The sequence below is a fragment of the Pectobacterium sp. A5351 genome, assembly GCF_028335745.1.
Taxonomy (GTDB): domain Bacteria; phylum Pseudomonadota; class Gammaproteobacteria; order Enterobacterales; family Enterobacteriaceae; genus Pectobacterium.
On record NZ_CP116477.1, the window covers coordinates 1763299 to 1784312 of the forward strand.

Consider the following 21014-nt stretch of genomic DNA (forward strand, 5'->3'; position numbering starts at 1 on the left):
GCCTAAAACTGGTACCACACGTAATGAGGTATTCCATATGCAAGCGGAAAATATAGGGACGTTTTCACTGGATGAAAATGTCTGGCAAGGATTGACGCTGACAGAAAGCGCCGTGAAGCAGATTAAGAATCTGATGAAGCAGGATGAGGCCGTGCAAGGACTGCGGCTCAGCGTTAAACAATCCGGCTGTGCGGGATTTGGCTATGTGCTGGATCTGGTTCAGGAGTTCGAAACCGACGATCTGGTCTTCGAACGTGATGGTGCAAAACTGTATGTCCCACTGAAAGCAATGCCTTTCATTGACGGCACAGAACTCGATTTCGTCCGTGAAGGGCTGAATCAGATATTCAAGTTTAATAATCCCAGAGCGCAACATGCTTGTGGATGTGGCGAAAGCTTTGGCATTTAAGTGATGAAAAATTATGGCACGTAGCACGGTAGATGTACCTGATGATGTCCAGATCTGGATGGGTGATGGACGCTATAAAGAAGGTTTCTTTACGCAATTGGAAACTGATGAGCTGGCGCATGGCATCAATGAAGATGTCGTACGGGCGATCTCGGCGAAGCGTAATGAACCTGAGTGGATGCTGGAATTCCGTCTCAACGCCTACAAGGCGTGGCTGGAGATGGAAGAACCGCATTGGCTGAAAGCCCATTACGAGAAGCTCGACTATCAGGACTATAGCTATTATTCCGCGCCTTCCTGCGGTAACTGCGACGACAGCTGCGGCTCTGAGCCCGGTGCCAAGCAGCAATCCGGGATTACGGACGTGAATAATTACCTGACCAGCGAAGTAGAGAATGCGTTTAATCAGTTGGGCGTTCCTGTCCGTGAAGGCCAGAAAGTCGCCGTCGATGCGATTTTCGACTCCGTATCCGTTGCGACCACGTATCGGCATGAGCTGGCTGAAAAAGGCATTATCTTCTGTTCATTCAGCGAGGCGATTCAGGAACATCCCGATCTGGTGCGCCAGTACCTCGGTACGGTCGTACCCGCCAACGATAACTTCTTTGCGGCGCTGAACTCGGCGGTCGCTTCTGACGGCACGTTTGTGTACATCCCGAAAGGCGTGCGTTGCCCGATGGAGCTGTCGACGTATTTTCGCATCAACGCGGCGAAAACTGGTCAGTTCGAACGTACGATCCTGATTGCCGATGACGACAGCTACGTCAGCTACATCGAAGGTTGCTCCGCGCCCGTTCGTGACACCTACCAGCTGCACGCCGCCGTGGTGGAAGTCATCATCAACAAGAATGCCGAAGTGAAATACTCCACGGTGCAGAATTGGTTCTCCGGTAAAGATGACGCAGAAGGCGGGATTCTGAACTTCGTGACCAAGCGCGCACTGTGTGCGGGCGAGCATTCAAAAATGTCATGGACACAGTCGGAAACCGGCTCTGCGATCACCTGGAAATACCCAAGCGTCATTCTGCGCGGTGACTACTCCGTGGGTGAATTCTTCTCTGTCGCCTTGACCAATGGCCGTCAGCAGGCCGATACCGGCACCAAGATGATCCACATCGGTAAAAACACCCGCTCGACCATCATCTCTAAAGGGATTTCAGCCGGACGCAGTGAGAACACGTACCGTGGTCTGGTGAAGATCATGCCGAGTGCGGCTAATGCCCGTAATTTCACCCAGTGTGACTCCATGCTGATCGGTAGCGAGTGCGGTGCGCACACGTTCCCGTACGTGGAAGTGCGCAACAATACCGCGCAGTTGGAGCACGAAGCGACGACCTCGAAAATTGGTGAAGACCAGCTGTTCTACTGTCTGCAACGTGGAATCAGCGAAGATGATGCCATCTCGATGATCGTGAACGGATTCTGTAAGGACGTCTTCTCTGAATTGCCGCTGGAATTTGCGGTAGAAGCACAAAAGTTACTGGCGATTAGCCTGGAACATAGCGTGGGTTAATTCGGCGGTTACCGGGATTTTCACAGACGAATAATGAGAATCATCGGTCCCGGAATTCATTAAGCGCTCGTCGCATTGGGCGTTGGAAGGAATAAGCATGTTAAGCATCGAAAATTTAAAAGTCAGCGTAGAAGGCAAAGAGATCATCAAAGGGCTTAATCTCACCATTAAGCCAGGTGAAGTTCACGCGATTATGGGCCCGAATGGCTCAGGTAAAAGTACGCTCTCCGCGACGCTGGCTGGACGTGAAGAATACGAAGTGACCGACGGTTCGGTGAGCTTCAAAGGGAAAGATCTGCTGGAGTTGTCCCCAGAAGATCGTGCGGGTGAAGGCGTCTTCATGGCGTTTCAGTATCCGGTAGAAATCCCAGGCGTCAGCAACCAGTTCTTCCTGCAAACTTCCGTTAACGCGGTGCGTAAATACCGTGAGCAGGAACCGCTGGATCGCTTTGATTTCGCCGATTTTATCGAAGAAAAGATCAAGCTGTTGAATATGCCGGAAGATCTGCTGACCCGTTCGGTCAACGTGGGTTTCTCCGGCGGTGAAAAGAAGCGTAACGACATTCTGCAAATGGCGGCGCTGGAGCCGGATCTGTGCATTCTGGATGAGACCGACTCCGGGCTGGACATCGATGCACTGAAAATCGTCTCTAACGGCGTGAACTCACTGCGCGACGGCAAACGTTCGTTCATCATCGTCACGCACTACCAACGTATTCTTGATTACATCAAACCGGATCACGTCCACGTTCTGTATCAAGGGCGCATTGTGAAATCCGGCGATTTCTCGCTGGTGAAACAGTTGGAGGAGCAAGGCTATGGCTGGCTTACCGACGGGCAATAATGTGACGAGCGAGAACGCGGCGGGTAAAACTGGCATCGCACAGAAACAAGAGAAGGCATTGCAGCAATGGCATGGCTTGTTTGAACGCGATGCGTCACGCCGTTCTGAAGAAGCGAACCAGCATTGGCAGGACGTAGTGCGTCTTGGCTTACCGCACCGTAAGCACGAGCACTGGAAATACACCCCGCTGGATAGTTTACTGAGCAACGAATTTGTTGCACCGCAGGCCCAGTCTATCGATCGCGCAGCGGTGGAGGCACTGGCCTTAGCGGTGGATAGCTGGCGTCTGGTGTTTGTCGATGGTGTATTCAATGCTGAACTCAGCGACAGCGCATGGGGCCCTTATCAGGTTGATGTGCAGGCGTCGCGTGCGCAGGGCGTGTTGCCTGCGGCCATCCAGTCTGAGGTGTTCCTGCATTTGACCGAAAGTCTGGCTAGCGAAAGCACGCTGATTCGTCTGGCTGCTGGGCAGCAGGCGGATAAACCACTTTACCTGTTGCACATCAGCAGCAGTCAGGCGGCGGCATTGAATACAGTTCACCACCGTCATCATCTGAACGTTGAACGCGGCGCGAGTGCGGAAATTATCGAGCACTACGTCAGTCTGGATGAGCATGCTCACTTTACCGGCGCACGCCTGACGGTGAATGCGGCGGAAAATAGCCAGGTGAGCCACTATAAGCTGGCGTTTGAAGCGGCAGCGAGCTACCACTTTGCGCATAATGATTTGGTGCTGGCGCGTGATGCACGGGTTCGCAGCCACAGCTTCCTGCTGGGGGCAGGGCTGACGCGTCACAACACCAGCGCTCAGTTGAACGGCGAAGGCACCAATCTGTCCATGAACAGCCTGATTCTGCCGGTTGGCAGCGAAGTGTGCGATACGCGAACGTATCTTGAGCACAATCAGGGCTATGGCGAAAGCCGCCAACTGCATAAAGTCATCGTCAACGATCGCGCCAGAGCGGTGTTTAACGGCATGATTAAGGTTGCGCCGCATGCGCTGAAAACCGACGGACAGATGACCAACAACAACCTGTTGTTAGGTCGACTGGCTGAGGTAGACACTAAGCCGCAGCTCGAAATCTATGCGGATGATGTGAAGTGCAGCCACGGTGCGACCATCGGCCGCATGGACGAAGAGCAACTGTTCTATCTGCGTTCTCGCGGGATTACCCAACAGGATGCGCAGCAGATGATCATCTTCGCCTTTGCGGCGGAGGTTACAGAAGCAATTGAAAACGAATCTCTGCGAGATGTGGTTCTGCAACGTATCGCGCAGCGTTTGCCAAACGCGCTGGCGAATGCCGGCAAGGCGGTATGATGAGTTATCCTATCGAACGGGTTCGCGCTGATTTCCCGGTGCTGGCAAGTGAGGTTAACGGCCAGCCGTTAGCCTATCTGGATAGCGCGGCGAGTGCGCAAAAGCCGCATTCGGTTATCGATCGCGAAGCCGAATTCTATCGCCATGAATACGCTGCGGTTCACCGCGGCATTCATACGTTGAGCGCGCAGGCGACCAGCGCGATGGAAGCCGTGCGCGAAAAGGTGGCGTCCTTTATCAATGCCGCCTCGGTAGACGAGATTGTCTTTGTTCGCGGGACGACGGAGGCCATCAATCTGGTGGCCAACAGCTATGGCCGTACCTTCATCCAGCCGGGCGACAACCTGATCATCACCGAGATGGAACACCATGCGAATATTGTTCCCTGGCAGATGCTGGCGGAAGCGCGTGGCGTTGAAGTTCGCGTATTGCCGCTGGCCGAAGATGGCTCGCTGGATGTTGCGCAGCTTCCCGCATTGCTGGATGAACGTACTCGCCTGCTGGCGGTGACGCACATATCTAACGTACTCGGTGCGCTGAATCCGGTTAAAGCCATGATCGCGCAAGCAAAAGCGGCTGGCGCAGTTGTGTTGGTTGATGGCGCACAGTCGATTATGCATCAGCCTGTTGATGTGCAGGATCTGGATTGCGATTTCTTTGTCTTTTCAGGACATAAAATCTACGGCCCTTCCGGTATTGGTGTGTTGTATGGCAAACGTGACCTGCTTCAGGCCATGCCGCCGTGGGAAGGCGGTGGGGCGATGATTCGTCAGGTTAGCCTGCGTACTGGCACCACCTATGCGGATTCTCCATGGCGCTTTGAGGCTGGTTCGCCCAATACTGGCGGTATCATGGGCTTAGGCGCTGCGTTGGACTATGTGACGGCGTTGGGGCGGGAAGAGATTCAACGTTATGAATCCTCGCTGATGAAGTATGCGCTGGAGGCACTAACGCAGGTGCCCGATCTGACGTTGTACGGCCCTGCTGAGCGTCACGGCGTCATTGCGTTTAATCTTGGGCAGCACCACGCCTATGATGTTGGAAGTTTCCTCGATCGGTATGGTATTGCGATTCGCACCGGCCACCATTGCGCGATGCCGCTGATGGAACATTACGGTGTTCCCAGTATGTGCCGCGCCTCGCTGGCAGTTTATACTACGCGCGAAGAAATTGACCGGCTGGTTGCCGGATTGCAACGTATCCATCGATTGCTGGGCAGTTAAGCGCCGCGCGCGAATCTGTTCGGGGAGGAAACCATGGCGAGTCTGCCAGAACCGCAGAAACTGGCGCGCAACTTTGCGCGCTGTAATGACTGGGAAGAAAAATATCTTTATATCATCGAGCTAGGGGAGCGTCTTGATCCGTTGCCCGATGAATGGCGTAATCCAGATAACCTGATTTCGGGGTGCCAGAGCCAGGTTTGGATTGTGGCGCAGCCTGACGAGCAGGGCGTTATCGTTCTGCACGGCGACAGCGATGCCGCTATTGTGAAGGGGCTGATTGCGGTGGTTTTCAGCCTGTATCAGGGGTTGACAGCGCAGGAAATCGTTGAGCTGGATGTACGGCCTTTCTTTGAATCGCTGGCGCTGAACCAACATCTGACGCCATCCCGCTCTCAGGGGCTTGAGGCGATGTTACGCGCAATTCGTGCGCACGCCGCCGCACTGCTTTAATTTTCTTCCCTGTTTTCTGCTTTCCTAGAGTGTAAAAAAGCGCTGTGACGGAAAAAACGTCCAGCGCTTTTTTGTTTTTTCCATTTACGGTTTTTTACCAACGGCACGTTATTGTTTTCCGGCATATTTATTAACTCGCTGATATTTCAGAATTCGTCCCGTATATTTATTTCCCGTTAAATTTTATGCTGACTCTGCTTTGTAAAGAATTGAATATCAATGCTTTGATTTTTAAATAAAATATTCTTTTGTTACAACAATGCTAATATATACCCACGTTCGGTGGAGAGTGGCAGTAATAGTCGCATTGACACCAGATCAAGAGGTATAGCCGGATACTGCATTCTGGGTACATAGCCAGATGTTATTGATTGTAGGGAATCTAATATGAAACGCGCGTTAACTTTACTTGGTATGGCTTTCGCGGCATACCTGACCAGCACCGCCGCTAAAGCGACGGAATACCCGCTACCGCCACCAAATAGCCGCCTCATCGGCGAGAATATCGCTTATACGGTCCCCAATGATGGTCGTCCGCTGGAAGCTATCGCGGCGGATTTCAAGATTGGTTTATTGGGCATGATGGAAGCGAACCCTGGTGTGGATCCTTACCTGCCGAAAGCGGGTTCCACGCTCACGATCCCCACGCAAATGCTGCTGCCGGATACCCCGCGTGAAGGTATTGTGGTCAATCTGGCGGAGCTGCGTCTCTACTACTACCCGAAAGGGAAGAATACCGTCATCGTTTACCCGATCGGTATCGGTCAACTGGGGCGCAATACGCCACTGATGACGACCAGCGTGAGCGAGAAACGCGAGAACCCGACCTGGACGCCAACGGCAAACATCCGCAAGCATTATCTTGAAGAGCAGGGCATTAAGCTGCCAGCTGTCGTTCCGGCTGGCCCAGATAACCCAATGGGATTGCATGCGCTGCGTCTGTCCGCGCACGGCGGCGTTTATCTGCTGCACGGTACGAACGCGGACTTCGGCATCGGTATGCGCGTAAGCTCCGGCTGTATCCGTCTGCGTCCGGATGACATTAAGGCGTTGTTCGACAACGTGCCGGTTGGTACGCGAGTTCAGATTCTTAACGATGCAATTAAAACCTCCGTTGAACCGGACGGCAAACGTTACGTTGAAGTGCATCAGCCTCTGTCGAAGACCGATAAAGACGATCCACAAACCATGCCGATTCCACTGACGGCGAAGACGCAGAAGTTTGTTAAAGATGCGGAGACGGACAGTAAAGCGGTTGCTGATGCGATTGTGCGCCGTTCAGGCATGCCGATCGTGGTGAGCGTAGGACAAGATATCAATACCTACCAGCCACCGGTAGAATCAGTGCCAGAAGCGCCTGAGACGCATCAGGCTGCACCGATCACGGCTATCAGTACTACCTCGCGTTAATCATGAAATAAATCGGCCAGATGCGTTCAGGCGCATCTGTGCTGGCTCCAGGGATAGTGCTAAGGGATGACGATGCCTGATCAGGCGAAAAAAGGATTGAAAGGGAAAGCTGAAAAGGTAAAACGCAGACAAAAAAATGGCGCACATTGTGCGCCATTTTCACTACTTAACCAGTTCGATTACTTTTTGTAAGTACGAACTTGGTTGTCCAGACGCTGGTTAGCACGAGCTGCGTCGTCTTTAGCAGCTTGTACGTCAGAGCGGATTGCGTTCACGTCGTTGCTCAGTTGGTCAACTTTAGCGTTCAGAGTCTGAACGTCAGAAGACAGCTGATCAATTTTAGCGTTGCTTGAACAACCAGCAAGCAGAGTAGAACCCAGGATTACCGCGCCCAGTACCAGTTTAGTACGATTCATTATTAATACCCTCTAGATTGAGTTAATCTCCATGTAGCGTTACAAGTATTACACAAACTTTTTTCTAATGAGAATAAATTTTTGATGAGAACATGCTTAATTTTGATCGTTCGCTCAAAGAAACAGCGAGTTTTACCTATTCATTAAAAAAGTAAGGAAAACAGTGCTATTTTTATCGGATAACTCCGAGGCTTTAGGCTATTAAATGGCGTGTTACGCAAACGCATTAATTAGGTTATCGCGCTGTAGGAAGTCGTTTCAAAATATAAAAAAAGCGCCATTAAGGCGCTTTTTTCCGATCTGATTGTTGGGATCAGAGACGGTGTACGGAAGAGGTGTTGGTTGTGCCGCTGGAAACCAGTGCGCCAGAGACCATCACCACAACGTCGCCAGCCTGCGCATAACCGCTGTTCAGCGCCGCTTCTTTACCGATGCGGTAGAAATCATCGGTAGAAGCGATTTCTTTCACCAGCAGCGTATCAATGCCTTTGCTCAGCAGCAGCTGACGCGCGGTGACTTCGTTCGTTGTCAGCGCCAGAATGCGGGCATTTGGGAAGTATTTGCGGATAGATTTGGCAGACTTACCGCCGCTGGTTGCAACGACAATCAGCGGTGCATCCAGTTTCTCTGCAGTTTCTACCGCACCGCGGCAGACGGCTTCGGTGATACGCAGTACGCCAGGCGTCTTGATGGTATCCAGACGGCTTTTCATCACAGAATCTGTACGCTGACAGATGGTCGCCATGATGGTAACGGATTCCAGCGGGTATTTACCCTTAGCACTTTCACCAGACAGCATAACGGCATCGGTGCCGTCGATGATGGCGTTCGCAACGTCGCCAGCTTCAGCGCGGGTAGGGCGTGGGTTTTTAATCATGGAATCCAGCATTTGCGTCGCGGTGATAACCACTTTGCGTGCCAGATTACATTTCTCGATCATCATTTTCTGCGCGAAAATGACTTCTTCAACCGGGATTTCAACGCCCAGATCGCCACGAGCAACCATGATGCCGTCAGATGCTTCCAGGATTTCGTCGAAATTGTTCAGACCTTCCTGGTTTTCGATCTTGGAGATGATCTGGATGTGCTCGCCACCGTGTGCTTTCAGGTGAGCACGAATCTCTTCAACGTCGGAACGTTTACGGATAAAGGAGGCAGCAACGAAATCGACACCTTGTTCGCAACCGAAAATCAGGTCGCGTTTGTCTTTTTCGGCCAGCGCAGGCAACTGGATGGAAACGCCAGGCAGGTTAACACCTTTATTCTCGCCCAGATCGCCGTTGTTCAGCACTTTACAAACAATATCGTTGCCGTTGATTGCCGTAACTTGCATACCGATCAGACCGTCATCAACCAGAACGGTGTTGCCGACGCTCAGATCTTCAGTGAAACCCGCGTACGTGACCGCGACGCGATCTTTGTTACCTACCACGCTCTGATCGGTGGTGAACGTGAACGTCTGACCCGCAGTCAGCGTTACGTCAGCGCCGTTTTCCAGCTTCATGGTGCGGATTTCCGGGCCTTTGGTGTCAAGCAGGATAGCGGCTTTCTTGCCGGTTTTTTCCATAACGGCACGCAGGTTCTTGATGCGTTGACCGTGTTCTGCGTAATCCCCGTGCGAGAAATTCAGGCGCATAACATTCATGCCAGCAGACAGCAGGTTGCTTAGCACTTCTTCTGACTCTGTTTTCGGCCCGATGGTACAAACAATTTTTGTCTTTTTCATACGATAGTTTCTACAAGTTGTGATGGATAAAAAAACGAGTGAACCAGTGGCGATGTGAGACAAGCCGCTGGAAAGAATCAATGAGGAAACAGTATAGAAAAGGTAAGTATAGATGGTCGTCGTGAATGGATGATGAGGTGCGCAGCCGCTCGTCGCATGAGATTAGCGGAGTTCGCGTTGGCGATGCCGTTGATAATAATGTTATTGATAGTGGCACGTTGTTTAGCTGAAACCATTCAATTGAAACGACGTTCCGTATTATAGTTATTAAGCGACGAGAAACAAGGTGGTAAAAGGAATGAAATTGAATATTTTGTCGCGTTTACGCAAAGAACTGAGCGATTTGGTGTTTTTCCCCAACTTTGTTGCGCAACTGCCTAAGCCATTCGCGGCAGGAATGCGCGATTACAGCGAACCGAGGCAAGTGAGAGATTCTTGTAACGGCTGGCAATAAATAAAGAAAATACGTGTAAGCAGCACGCTTTTCTGTCGATCCGTATCACGTTTTTGTGTCATGCTTCTTGAGAAGATGAAGGCAGATGGTAGTTTACCTGCCATTGCGGATTGTTACTGCGTAAGCAGGCAAAACCAGATGCTCGTTCTTGCTACGGGTGTCTGGTTTTTTTGTTTCCAGGGTTTGAAAAATGAAGATTGCCAAAATACTCAACAATAATGTCGTTACCGTAATCGACGAAAACAATAATGAGTCGGTTGTGATGGGACGCGGGCTGGGCTTCAAAAAGCACTCTGGCGATCTGCTGGACGAAACGCTGATTGAACGCGTGTTTGTGATGAAATCCGGGGAACTGACATCACGCCTACAGGAGTTGCTGTCAGAGATTCCGATGGAGGTCATTACGACAGCAGATAAGATCATTTTGCTGGCAAAAGACCGTTTGCCGGGGAAATTGCAAAACAGCGTCTATATCTCTTTAACAGATCACTGCCATTTTGCGATAGAACGCCATAAACAAGGGGTGGATATCCGCAATGTGCTGTTATGGGAAATAAAGCGCCTGTATCCAAAAGAGTTCGCTGTCGGCCTGGAAGCGCTGGATATTATTGAGCAGCGTTTGGCCGTGCGCTTACCGGAAGATGAAGCCGGGTTTATTGCTTTGCATTTGGTAAACGCGCAGCTCGACAGCGAAATGCCGGAAGTCCTGCAAATTACCAAAATCATGCAGGAAATACTGAATATTGTAAAATATCAGCTGAATCTGGATTATAACGAACAAGCATTAAGCTATCACCGCTTTGTGACGCATTTGAAGTTCTTTGCGCAGCGGTTAATAGGAAAAAATACGGTATTTAGTGATGATGAGTCATTACATGATGTCGTGAGAGAACGATATCAATTGTCTTATCGCTGTGCGGAAAAAATACAGGCGCACATTATTCAAAAGTACCACTACACGTTAACGAAAGAAGAGTTGATGTTTTTAACGATTCATATTGAACGTGTGCGGACAGAAGGTCAGGATAAAATAGAACCCGGTGATGGGGAATAATTTCTGCTAATTTGCTTTTCGTCACAAAATAGCCGTATGGCAAGGTAAATGTACTTGCATACGGTGAAAGTGAAAGCATAAAGTATGTGGAAAGCAAATTATCAGATGAAGTAAGTTTTATTGTCGGCACAGTAGTTGTGCGGGCGCATAAACAGGATTGTTACTGTCAGGCTAGTCTCGGCGGGCAGGCAAAACCTAAATCGTTTTCTCAATGCTTATTGGGAAAAGCGATTTAGGTTTTTTTTTGTCTCAAACAGAACTTGCAATATTAAATTATTGATATTTAAGTATTTTTTTATCCTAAATAATTCGAGTTACAGGAAGGCGGCAAGAAAGTGAATCCCGATGAGCTTACTCGGGTAAGTGATTCGGGTGAGCGAACGCAGCCAACGCACATGTAGCTTGAAGTATGACGGATATAGCATTAAGGATAGACGATGGAATACAAAGCATTAGCAAGCGAGATACTCGATGGCGTCGGCGGACGCGGCAACATCATTAGTGTAATACACTGTGCAACCCGATTACGTTTTAAACTAAAAGATAACAAAAAAGCGGATGCCGCAGCGCTGAAAGATAACTCAGGCGTGATCATGGTGGTTGAAAGCGGCGGACAATTTCAGGTCGTCGTAGGTAATCACGTCAGCGATGTCTATCGCAGCTTACTGGATATTTCCGGATTGAGCGACCAGACTGATTCCGCAAATGTTGGGGATGAAGATGAGAAGAAAGGAAATCTTCTTTCCCGCTTCATCGATATTATTTCTGGAATATTTACACCGTTAATTGGTGTCATGGTTGCTTCCGGTATTTTAAAGGGGTTTTTAGCACTGAGTTTAGTGTGCGGATGGATGGTTGAAGCCAGCGGAACGTATAAAGTTCTTTTTGCGGCAAGCGATGCATTATTCTTTTTCTTCCCGGTGGTGTTAGGGTATACCGCAGGGAAAAAGTTTGGTGGAAATCCATTCGTTACCATGGTGATTGGCGCCACGCTGGTTCATCCTTCCATGATTGCCGAATTTGGCGCGATGCAAAATGCGAATTATCAGCAACTGTATTTCCTGGGCATTCCGATCACCTTTATTAATTATGCTTCTTCTGTTATTCCGATTATTTTCTCAGCCTGGCTCTCTTCGCGTTTGGAAAGGCCTCTAAACGCCATATTGCATATCAATATTCGCAATTTCTTCACGCCGCTGCTGTGCCTCTGTATCACTGTCCCCGTCACGTTCCTGCTGATTGGGCCAGCGGCAACCTGGCTTGGACATATGCTGGCTGGCGGCTATCAGCTGATCTACGGGTTGAACTCCACGATTGCGGGTGCACTGATGGGCGCGCTGTGGCAGGTGTTCGTGATCTTTGGTCTGCACTGGGGCTTGACGCCGCTGATGATCAACAACCTCAGCGTGTTGGGCCATGACACACTGCTGCCGCTGCTGACTCCTGCGGTATTAGGGCAAGCGGGAGCGGTGCTGGGCGTGCTGCTGCGTACGCGTGATATGAAGCTGAAAGGGATTTCTGGTTCGGCATTCTCGGCAGCCATCTTTGGTATTACAGAACCTGCGGTGTATGGCGTCACGCTGCCGCTGAAGCGTCCTTTCATCTTTGGCTGTTTGGGCGGTGCAATCGGCGCCGGTGTGCTGGGGTATTTCAACACTACGATTTATTCCTTCGGCTTCCCGAGCATCTTTACCTTTACCCAGGTTATCCCACCGACAGGCGTCGATAACACGGTCTGGGCCGCCATTATTGGTACGGTGATTGCCTTTAGCTTCGCGGCGATAGCAACCTGGGCGTTTGGGATTCCGGCGCAAGAAAAAACGACAGATGCTAATGCTCCTGTGGCTGCACCGCAAGCGACACCACGCCAGAGTGATGCGACGCGTAAACAAGAGATAAGCAGTCCAATCGAGGGCACGGCGCTGCCGCTTGAACAGGTTGGTGATGAAACGTTCGCCAGTGGGTTGATGGGAAAAGGCATTGCGATTAAACCGCAGGCCGGGCGCGTGGTTTCACCTGTGAATGGCACGGTCGCCTCGCTGTTCAAGACCAACCATGCCATTGGGCTCGAATCGGAAGAGGGCGCCGAGGTGCTCATTCACGTCGGTATCGATACGGTGAAATTGGATGGTCAGTATTTCACTGCACACATTAAGACTGGCGATGTCGTGAAGCAGGGCGATCTTCTGGTGGAGTTTGATTATCAGGCGATTGAGAAGGCCGGTTATGACACGACAACGCCCGTCATTATCACCAATAGCGAAGATTACGTTGATGTTCTGCCTACCGCCGGAAACACCGTGCAGGAACAGGGCGCTTTGCTGACGTTAATCCGCTGACATTGAAATTTATGACCCAATTGGGAGGAGAAAAGATGAGCCATCAGTTTCCGAAAGCATTCTTGTGGGGCGGCGCGATCGCAGCCAATCAGGTTGAAGGCGCGTATTTAACGGACGGAAAAGGGTTATCGACGTCCGATTTACAGCCGCAGGGTATTTTTGGCGAGATCGTCACGCGCACGCCGGGCGACAGCGGAATTAAAGATATCGCGATCGATTTTTATCACCGTTATCCCGAAGACATCGCGCTCTTTGCTGAAATGGGCTTCAAATGCCTGAGAACCTCAATTGCCTGGACGCGTATTTTCCCGCAGGGTGATGAAACCCAGCCGAATGAAGCAGGGCTGGCCTTTTACGATCGCCTGTTTGATGAAATGGCAAAGTACGGTATTCAGCCTTTGGTAACGCTGTCCCACTATGAAATGCCGTATGGTCTGGTGAAGGATTACGGCGGCTGGGGAAGTCGTGAAACGATTACGTTCTTTGAGCGCTACGCTCGCACGGTATTCCAGCGCTATAAAGACAAAGTGAAATATTGGCTGACGTTCAACGAAATCAACTGTGCGTTACATGCACCTTTTACAGGAATTGGTTTACCGACCGAGAGCAGTAAGCAGGATATTTATCAGGCGATCCATCACCAGCTCGTGGCGAGTGCTAAAGCCGTGAAAGCGTGTCATGACATCATTCCTGATGCCAAAATCGGCAATATGATGCTGGGTTCCATGTTCTATCCATTAACCTGCAAGCCTGCGGATGTCATGGAAACGATGCAGCAGAATCGCGATTGGCTGTTCTTTGGCGATGTCCAAGCCCGAGGATATTACCCGGCGTACATGAAGCGTTTCTTTGCGCAGCACGGTATTACGCTGACGGTAACGGAAGACGATCGTCAGTCGCTGAAAGAAACCATCGATTTCATTTCTTTCAGCTATTACATGACGGGCTGTGTGACCACGGATGAAGAAGTGAACCAGAAAGCCCGCGGCAATATTTTGAACATGGTGCCGAATCCGCATCTGGAAAGCTCCGAGTGGGGCTGGCAGATCGACCCGGAAGGGCTGCGCTATCTGCTGAACTATCTGTATGACCGCTACCAAAAACCGCTGTTCATTGTGGAAAACGGTTTGGGTGCCAAAGACAAACTGGAAAGCGATGGCAGCATTAACGATGACTATCGCATCAAATACCTGAACGATCACCTCTATCAAGTGGGTGAGGCGCTGGAAGATGGCGTTGAGGTGATGGGTTATACCTGCTGGGGGCCTATCGATCTGGTGAGTGCGTCAAAGGCCGAAATGTCTAAGCGCTACGGCTTCATTTATGTCGATCGTGATGATGAAGGGAACGGCACATTAGAACGTCGGCGTAAGAAAAGTTTCTACTGGTATAAAGAGGTCATTTCCTCTAATGGTGAAACATTGAAATAAATCATCGCATCGATGAGTCATTTACGCATTCATTCTCAGAGAAATACAATCTGGAATGAATGCGAACTCTATTTTTTACTATCCATGGGAAAGATGGCAGGGGAATAAGATGAAACGGGAGGGAATGAACTAGCCATTAAATTATATAAACGGTCATGTGGATTTTACAAAATTTTTATAAATAGGCGGACTTGCGGCTAGCGTCGCGAGGGAGTTTTTTCAACTTAAAACCGCTGTTTCAATGTTAACATGTACCCTACTCGGATAATAATCATGCGTAAAAAATTCCCTGTAAAGATGATGGTATTACTGATGTCGTCAGTGTTTTTGTCTAATGGTGCTATGGCCGCAAAATTGACCGTAGAAGAAAGACTGAAACTTCTGGAGAAAGAACTGGCGGCAAATAAAGCTGAATTGCAGTCAACGAAAAAAGAGTTTCGTGAATATAAGACGAACGCAGAAAATAAAGCACGTCTTGCAGCAAACTCTGTGGCAAAAGATAAACCGCTGGTTGTTGCTTCTTCTGGCACGTCATCGGTTAATCAGGTGGTTCTTGCGCCTGTTGCCCAACCCGCCACAAATACGACTGATGGCGCGACAAGTGCACAACAGAAGCCATTAACGTTAGCAGAAGTGAGTAAGTTCGTTAAGGATGATATTGGCTTTAGCTATACGGGGTATTTCCGTTCTGGATGGGCAACGGCCGATCATGGCGCACCAAAATCGTATGCGATTGGTTCATTAGGGCGTTTTGGCAATGAGCACAGTGGTTGGTTCGATCTCATACTGAGCCAAAAAGTTTATGCCGAAGGGAATAAACGTGTCGACGCCGTCATCCAATTGGATGGTAACGTGGGGATGCAGTACAACAGTGCCTGGTTTGGCGAAGACGCCGATAATGAAAATAAACTGCAATTCTCCCAGATGTACGTCAATACGAAAGGATTTTTACCATTCGCCCCAGAGGCTGATTTTTGGGTAGGTAAAAATACCCTGCCAGTCTATGAAATTCAGATGCTGGACTGGAAAAGCCATCGTTCAGAAGCGGCGGGCGGTGTAGGTATTGAGAACTGGCAGTTGGGCGTGGGTAAACTGGATGTCTCTTTGAACCGTGAAGACGTTAACGCCCGTCATGCATTATATAACCCGCGTAACAGCAGCTCGCCGCAGAATAAACATCAGGTTAATACCAACGCGATTGATATTCGTTATAAAGGCATTCCACTCTGGGATGATGCAACCTTGTCGCTGATCGGTAAATATGCACAGGCCAATAAAGATAATACGCAGAAAAATGACGAAAGTGATGGTTTGTCTTATAAATTGAAAGATGCCTGGACCGCGGGTGTCATTTTACGTCAAGGATTATATAACGGTGGATTTAATGAATTTACCGTTCAAGGTGCGAGTAATGCTATTGCCAGCGGTTTTGCTAATATCTCTGATGCTAACCCAACGTATAGCCGAAATGGTGATTATTACGGCAATCATTCAGGAAATGCATTCCGTGTGATCTCGCAAGGAGAAATGTATTTGCGTGATGATGTTATTATGGCGAATGCATTAGTCTATTCAAAAGGTAATGACATTTATAGCTATGACACGGGTGCAAATACCGACTTTGACAGTATTCGTGCTGTACTTCGTCCGGCCTATATTTGGGATAAGTTTAACCAAACGGGCGTGGAATTGGCGTACTTCAACCAAACCAATAAAACGAACGGCGTGAATTACCATGAATCGGGTTATAAAACCACGCTGTACCATGCGCTTAAAGTTGACACGAGTATCTTGAATTCTCGTCCAGAGATTCGTTTTTATGGCACGTATCTGAAAATTGAAGATAACGGCATCAGTAAAGCCACCTTTAACGACAGTAAGAGCGATCAATTCTCCGTGGGTGTTCAAGCGGAAGTCTGGTGGTAATACCAGCCACCACATCGGCACCGCTTCGGCGGTGCCGCTACATTTAGCAAAAACAGACTCGATTACGTGATATTCGGGATGGGATTATGCGAATGAACATGAAGAAAATAGCGTTATCATTATTGACTCTGGGTGTATTGGCGGGTGTTTCTGGCAACGCTTCTGCGCTGCCTGCCGATTTTCCTGTTATGCCGGCGGCCACGGTCCCTGTGAGCCAGTATGTTACGGCGGTGAATGCGGACAGCAGCATTACCTTCCGCCTGTTTGCGCCAACGGCGAAACAGGTCAGTGTTTTTACCGGTTCGACGCCTGAGAGCATCGTGTCCCATGCGATGACGAAAGATGACTCTGGCGTGTGGTCGTTCAAGACGCCTGCGTTGGCACCGAACCTGTATGAATATTTCTTTAGCGTGGACGGTTTTCGCACCATCGATACGGGCACGGCGTTTACCAAGCCACAGCGTCAAGTGAATACCAGCCTGATTCTGGTGCCGGGGAGCATTCTGGATGTGCGTCAGGTGCCACATGGCGAGCTGAGAACGCTGACCTATCACTCCAACGCGTTGAAATCAGAGCGTCAGGTGTATGTCTGGACGCCACCGGGCTATAGCGAATCGTCAAAACCATTGCCGGTACTCTATTTCTATCATGGCTTTGGCGACACGGGGGCATCGGCCGTAGTACAGGGGCGGATACCGCAGATGATGGATAACCTGCTGGCAGAGAAAAAGATTGAGCCAATGCTGGTTGTTATTCCGGATACGGAAACGGACGTTCCCGGCATCATCCCTGAAGACTATCCACCGCAGGAGCGCCGTAAGGTGTTCTATCCGCGCAATGCGCTGGCGGCGGACAGGGAACTTATTCATGACATCATCCCCGAGATCGGCAAACGCTTTAACGTCCGTCAGGATGCAAACGGCAGGGCGCTGGCCGGGCTGTCTCAAGGCGGCTATCAGGCACTGGTATCCGGCATGAGCCACCTGGATCACTTCGGCTGGCTGGCAACGTTCAGCGGCGTTACCACTGAAACGGTGCCAAACACGGCCGTTGCCGCGCAGCTTGAGCGGCCTGAGCAGATTAATCAGCAACTGAAAAACTTTACGGTGGTGATTGGCGAAACGGACAACATCACGGGTAAAGATATTGCCGGTCTGAAAACGACGCTGGAGAAGAAGAATATCCGGTTTGACTACCGCCATTATCCGAATCTCGGTCATGAAATGGATGTCTGGCGACCGGCCTACAGCGAATTTGTTCAGAAGCTTTTTAAATAGCGTCTTCGTGCTGCGGGCCGCGTCGTCGCATGCCCGCTTTCTTTGCTGACGGCCAAAATCGCGTGGCTGACACACCAATGGCTCTCACCACGTTTATTAACGAATCGCTATATACCTATACCTATACCTATACCTCTTACAGGCTTCCGTCACTATTTTTATTCATCATCACCGCTTTCATAGATAGAGCGGCACGATGATGACGTCCTGTTTATTGAGATACGCCTCATATAACTTTCGATACGATTCATTACTTTTCTTTACCTTTGATCAAAAACAATATTTTTAATGCATCTTTTTGTTATTCATAGGGCGAGTAATGTCACGACAGTTGTTGTGGTTTCTGTCAAATAGATAACTAAAATGACCGCCAGCAGGCGGCTTAAATTGGACACAAACGCATGGTCAGGATAAGCACGTCAATCTCCTATCTGTGGGGCATGGTAGCCAGTTTTTTTCTTATGATGCCAGCCTATTCCGCTGATGCTCCGGCGTCCCCCCCCCCCCCGCTCCGATAGAAGCAAGAAATTCCGTCTTCACCGCTCAACACCCCGACCAATTCAACTCGTGGAAGGCAACCCGCGAGCAGTCAGAACGTCACGATGCGCTGGCAGAAGACCCTATGATGGTGATCCTCTGGGCGGGGTATCCTTTCTCCAGAGACTATAACAAGCCGCGCGGCCAAGGACGTTGGTCATCTGCGCAGCGTATTCTTCAAACAGGCCTTTTTGCAGGTAAAAACCGAATTCGCGAGATTCATCGTTCAACTGATTTTCTGCTAATTCGCTGAGTGGGAAACGCGTGGTGACATCGTTAGCAAACAACACGTCGTAGAGTGTCTTACCACGATAGGCTGGTTTTTGTGCCAGAAGCGCTTCCGGCCAGACTTCTTCTATGGCGAAGCGCTTGGCAAAGCTCACGACCTGCCACAGATCCGACTTGGATTCGCCCGGTGCTTTCACCTGCTGACGCCAGAACTGTGTCCGGCGTTCGGCGTTGCCGTAAGCGCCTTCTTTTTCCACCCACATTGCCGTCGGTAAAATCAGATCGGCAGCCAGCGCGCTGACGGTCGGGTAGGGATCGGATACCACGATGAAATTGCGCGGATCGCGCCAGCCTGGCATGCGTTCCTGATTGATGTTCGGGCCGGCCTGCATGTTGTTATTACACATCACCCAGTAGGCATTCAGCGTGCCGTCTTTCAGCGCCCGATCTTGTGCGACGGCGTGCAGACCGATCTTGTCAGGAATCATGCCTGTCGGGAGTTGCCACAGTTTTTCCGCTGTCGTGCGGTGTTTCTCGTTGGTGACTACCATATCCGCAGGCAGATGTTATAAATCAGATTGTTCGCCCAGACACCGCGGGTGTGCTGGTTAAAGCCCATCGTCCAGTAGGAGATCACTTTCTTATTCGGATCGGCATAGAGTTTTGCCAGTGCTTCTAACTGGTCGGCGGGAACGCCGCTGATCGCGACCGTTTTTTCCAACGTATAGTCGGCGACAAAAGCTTTGTACTCTTCAAAACTCATGGGTTCAGACGCATCGGAACCGGGATTTTTCGCCGCCTTTTCCAGTGGGTGCGTTGGGCGCAACCCATAGCCGATATCGGTCGCGCCTCGGCGCAGGTTCACGTGGCGGGTAAAGAAGGCCTCGTTCACCGCATTGTTTTGAATAATGTAGTTGGCGATGTAGTTGAGAATGGCCAGATCGGTTTGCGGCGTAAACACCATACCGTTATCCGCCAGCTCAAAGCTGCGGTGCTGATAGGTAGACAGCACGGCGACGGTCACATCGCTGTTCGACAGGCGGCGGTCGGTGATGCGTGACCAGAGAATCGGGTGCATCTCCGCCATGATGTCGAACGCTTTATCCCAGGAGATCGGAGTAAATTCGCCTTCTTTATCGAATTTGCCGTCACGCATGCGCAGCAAAGGTTGGGTCAGGCGATCCTGCCCGTACATGATTTTTGGCAGGAAATAGCCTTTGATGCAGTTTAATCCACGGTTAACCGGCGCGTCGGGATCGCCCTGACTGGCAACGATGCGGCCGTTTTGCGTCCCGACCAGCACACCGCACCCTACGCCACAGAAGCGGCAGGCGCTTTATCCCAGTGGATAGCCTCTGACTGTTCGGTCACGGCGCGCACCGCAGTCGGTATGGTGATGCCTGCGACTGCGGCCGCCGCTGCGACAGCGTTCGCCTTCATAAAGTGTCGTCGACTGAGTTTCATGGTATTTCCTCACCCTGAGCTTGTTGATCAAGAGGTTGTTCATCGAAAGCAAAAGATTGTTCATCGCAAAATTGTTCATCGAAAGACGGTTCATCAAGCTGGTGATAAACCAGCGAAACCGCCAGTACGCCTGTAAGCTCGCGTATTGACGCTATTTGTTTTAACAGCGTGTCTTCTGAATCTGATTCCAGCACCACGGCCATTTTTCCGGTATCGCTATCGCTGGCGGCCACCTCGACATTGGGGCGAACCGCTATCGCTTCGCCTACGGCCGCCATCTGTGCTGTATTGACGTGAACCACGACACTGCAAACATGCCAGACTGTGCTCATCGGTTTTCCTGTGGCGTCGGCAGACGCGTTGGCGCGGTGTGATATCCCGCGGTGATTTTTTTCATCGACAGGGCGCCGACAGGACACCCGGAAATGCAGGCTCCGCAGGTGGTGCAGGCGTCGTTGTCGATTGACGGAGCAGCAACGCGTCCGAAGGTGGGAAGAAACCGTATCGCCCCGGTTTCACACGCATCCTGACAGCTACGGCACTCCACCTGATGTAGCGAGAGGCAGGTGCCCTGAATCGTCAGGTGGTATTCCCACGGTACGGTGTGGCGCTCCGCGAACAGCGACTGTGGACAGGCTCGCGCGCAGTCGTAGCAGAATGTGCATTCGCCGCGCTGAAAGTCGACGGTGGGAAAACCGCCCGAACCGCGCTGGATAATCCCTGCACCGCAGGCCTCAACGCAGGCGTTGCAACGTGTGCACTGATTCAGAAAATGGCTTTCCACGCCACTCCACGCCACTCCACGGCGGACGCAGCATGTTGTCGGTACGCTTTAGGCCACCAGTCAGTAGGGAACGGCGGGAGAGGTTAGTCATGGCAGTTTGTCGTTCTGGCACGCGGTGAAATATCCAATAAAAAACACGCTGTTTTTGTAGGGGTTACACTATTACTCCCATGCTGTATGAGATAGAGGTAAATGGTGGTGCCGGATCA

The 21014-nt window shown here is 50.6% G+C and carries 16 protein-coding genes and 3 pseudogenes; 14 read left to right on the forward strand and 5 right to left on the reverse strand.

The genetic code is table 11. The features are described from left to right. Positions 1-37: 37 nt before the first annotated feature. The 7 genes from sufA to O1Q74_RS08470 all read left to right on the forward strand — a co-directional run bounded on the left by sufA (position 38) and on the right by O1Q74_RS08470 (position 7170). The gene (gene sufA, locus O1Q74_RS08440) at positions 38-409 is read left to right on the forward strand and encodes a Fe-S cluster assembly scaffold SufA (RefSeq protein ID WP_271877887.1); all 372 of its coding nucleotides are present in this window, start codon (positions 38-40) and stop codon (positions 407-409) included. A gap of 13 nt (positions 410-422) precedes the next feature. Beyond that, the gene (sufB, locus tag O1Q74_RS08445; RefSeq protein WP_129706066.1) at positions 423-1922 is read left to right on the forward strand and encodes a Fe-S cluster assembly protein SufB; all 1500 of its coding nucleotides are present in this window, start codon (positions 423-425) and stop codon (positions 1920-1922) included. 97 nt (positions 1923-2019) lie between these two features. Beyond that, positions 2020-2766 (forward strand): Fe-S cluster assembly ATPase SufC, encoded by a 747-nt coding sequence (gene sufC, locus O1Q74_RS08450; RefSeq protein WP_014700368.1) that lies wholly within the window; start codon positions 2020-2022, stop codon positions 2764-2766. Next, on the forward strand, positions 2741-4087 hold the full coding sequence (gene sufD, locus O1Q74_RS08455) for a Fe-S cluster assembly protein SufD (protein WP_271877888.1): 1347 nt from the start codon (positions 2741-2743) through the stop codon (positions 4085-4087). Before sufC ends, sufD begins: the two co-directional genes overlap by 26 nt. Continuing rightward, complete coding sequence (gene sufS, locus O1Q74_RS08460; RefSeq protein WP_271878826.1) at positions 4087-5310, forward strand: cysteine desulfurase SufS; 1224 nt, start codon at positions 4087-4089, stop codon at positions 5308-5310. The genes sufD and sufS overlap by 1 nt, the downstream gene beginning before the upstream one ends. A gap of 33 nt (positions 5311-5343) precedes the next feature. Then, the gene (gene sufE / locus O1Q74_RS08465; RefSeq protein ID WP_015840657.1) at positions 5344-5760 is read left to right on the forward strand and encodes a cysteine desulfuration protein SufE; all 417 of its coding nucleotides are present in this window, start codon (positions 5344-5346) and stop codon (positions 5758-5760) included. A 387-nt stretch (positions 5761-6147) separates the two neighbouring features. Continuing rightward, on the forward strand, positions 6148-7170 hold the full coding sequence (locus O1Q74_RS08470) for a L,D-transpeptidase family protein (protein WP_271877889.1): 1023 nt from the start codon (positions 6148-6150) through the stop codon (positions 7168-7170). Positions 7171-7349: 179 nt separating this feature from the next. Here the strand turns inward: O1Q74_RS08470 and O1Q74_RS08475 are convergent, their stop codons facing one another. Both O1Q74_RS08475 and pykF read right to left on the reverse strand, forming a co-directional pair. Further along, positions 7350-7586 (reverse strand): major outer membrane lipoprotein, encoded by a 237-nt coding sequence (locus tag O1Q74_RS08475; protein WP_005970385.1) that lies wholly within the window; start codon positions 7584-7586, stop codon positions 7350-7352. Positions 7587-7899: 313 nt separating this feature from the next. Beyond that, complete coding sequence (gene pykF / locus O1Q74_RS08480; RefSeq protein ID WP_271877890.1) at positions 7900-9312, reverse strand: pyruvate kinase PykF; 1413 nt, start codon at positions 9310-9312, stop codon at positions 7900-7902. 298 nt (positions 9313-9610) lie between these two features. Here pykF and O1Q74_RS08485 point away from each other — a divergent pair, with 298 nt between their 5' ends. The 7 genes and pseudogenes from O1Q74_RS08485 to O1Q74_RS08515 form a co-directional block, all read left to right on the forward strand. Next, the gene (locus O1Q74_RS08485; RefSeq protein ID WP_271877891.1) at positions 9611-9766 is read left to right on the forward strand and encodes a hypothetical protein; all 156 of its coding nucleotides are present in this window, start codon (positions 9611-9613) and stop codon (positions 9764-9766) included. A gap of 190 nt (positions 9767-9956) precedes the next feature. After that, the gene (gene licT / locus O1Q74_RS08490; RefSeq protein WP_271877892.1) at positions 9957-10820 is read left to right on the forward strand and encodes a BglG family transcription antiterminator LicT; all 864 of its coding nucleotides are present in this window, start codon (positions 9957-9959) and stop codon (positions 10818-10820) included. A 437-nt stretch (positions 10821-11257) separates the two neighbouring features. Next, positions 11258-13159 carry a PTS beta-glucoside transporter subunit IIABC gene (gene bglF / locus O1Q74_RS08495; RefSeq protein WP_271877893.1) on the forward strand — a complete coding sequence of 634 codons (1902 nt, stop codon included), beginning with the start codon at positions 11258-11260 and terminating at the stop codon, positions 13157-13159. A gap of 35 nt (positions 13160-13194) precedes the next feature. Further along, positions 13195-14589, forward strand: a complete 1395-nt coding sequence (locus O1Q74_RS08500) for a glycoside hydrolase family 1 protein (RefSeq protein ID WP_271877894.1) — start codon at positions 13195-13197, stop codon at positions 14587-14589. Positions 14590-14862: 273 nt separating this feature from the next. After that, positions 14863-16515, forward strand: a complete 1653-nt coding sequence (locus O1Q74_RS08505) for a carbohydrate porin (RefSeq protein ID WP_271877895.1) — start codon at positions 14863-14865, stop codon at positions 16513-16515. Between the two features lie 86 nt (positions 16516-16601). Then, a complete protein-coding gene (locus O1Q74_RS08510) occupies positions 16602-17792 on the forward strand; it encodes an alpha/beta hydrolase-fold protein (protein WP_334311400.1) in 1191 nt (396 codons plus the stop codon). A gap of 487 nt (positions 17793-18279) precedes the next feature. After that, positions 18280-18516 (forward strand): annotated as a pseudogene (locus O1Q74_RS08515) (ammonia-forming cytochrome c nitrite reductase subunit c552); the annotation flags it as partial. On the opposite strand, the pseudogene O1Q74_RS08520 reads toward O1Q74_RS08515, so the two are convergent. From O1Q74_RS08520 to napF, 3 genes and pseudogenes are all read right to left on the reverse strand, one after another. After that, a pseudogene (locus O1Q74_RS08520) lies at positions 18497-20021 on the reverse strand (molybdopterin-dependent oxidoreductase); the annotation flags it as partial. The pseudogenes O1Q74_RS08515 and O1Q74_RS08520 overlap by 20 nt on opposite strands. After that, positions 20018-20353 (reverse strand): chaperone NapD, encoded by a 336-nt coding sequence (gene napD, locus O1Q74_RS08525; RefSeq protein ID WP_271877896.1) that lies wholly within the window; start codon positions 20351-20353, stop codon positions 20018-20020. The gene napD and the pseudogene O1Q74_RS08520, both read right to left, overlap by 4 nt. Beyond that, positions 20350-20896: pseudogene (gene napF, locus O1Q74_RS08530) on the reverse strand (ferredoxin-type protein NapF). Before napF ends, napD begins: the two are co-directional and overlap by 4 nt. Positions 20897-21014: the final 118 nt, after the last annotated feature.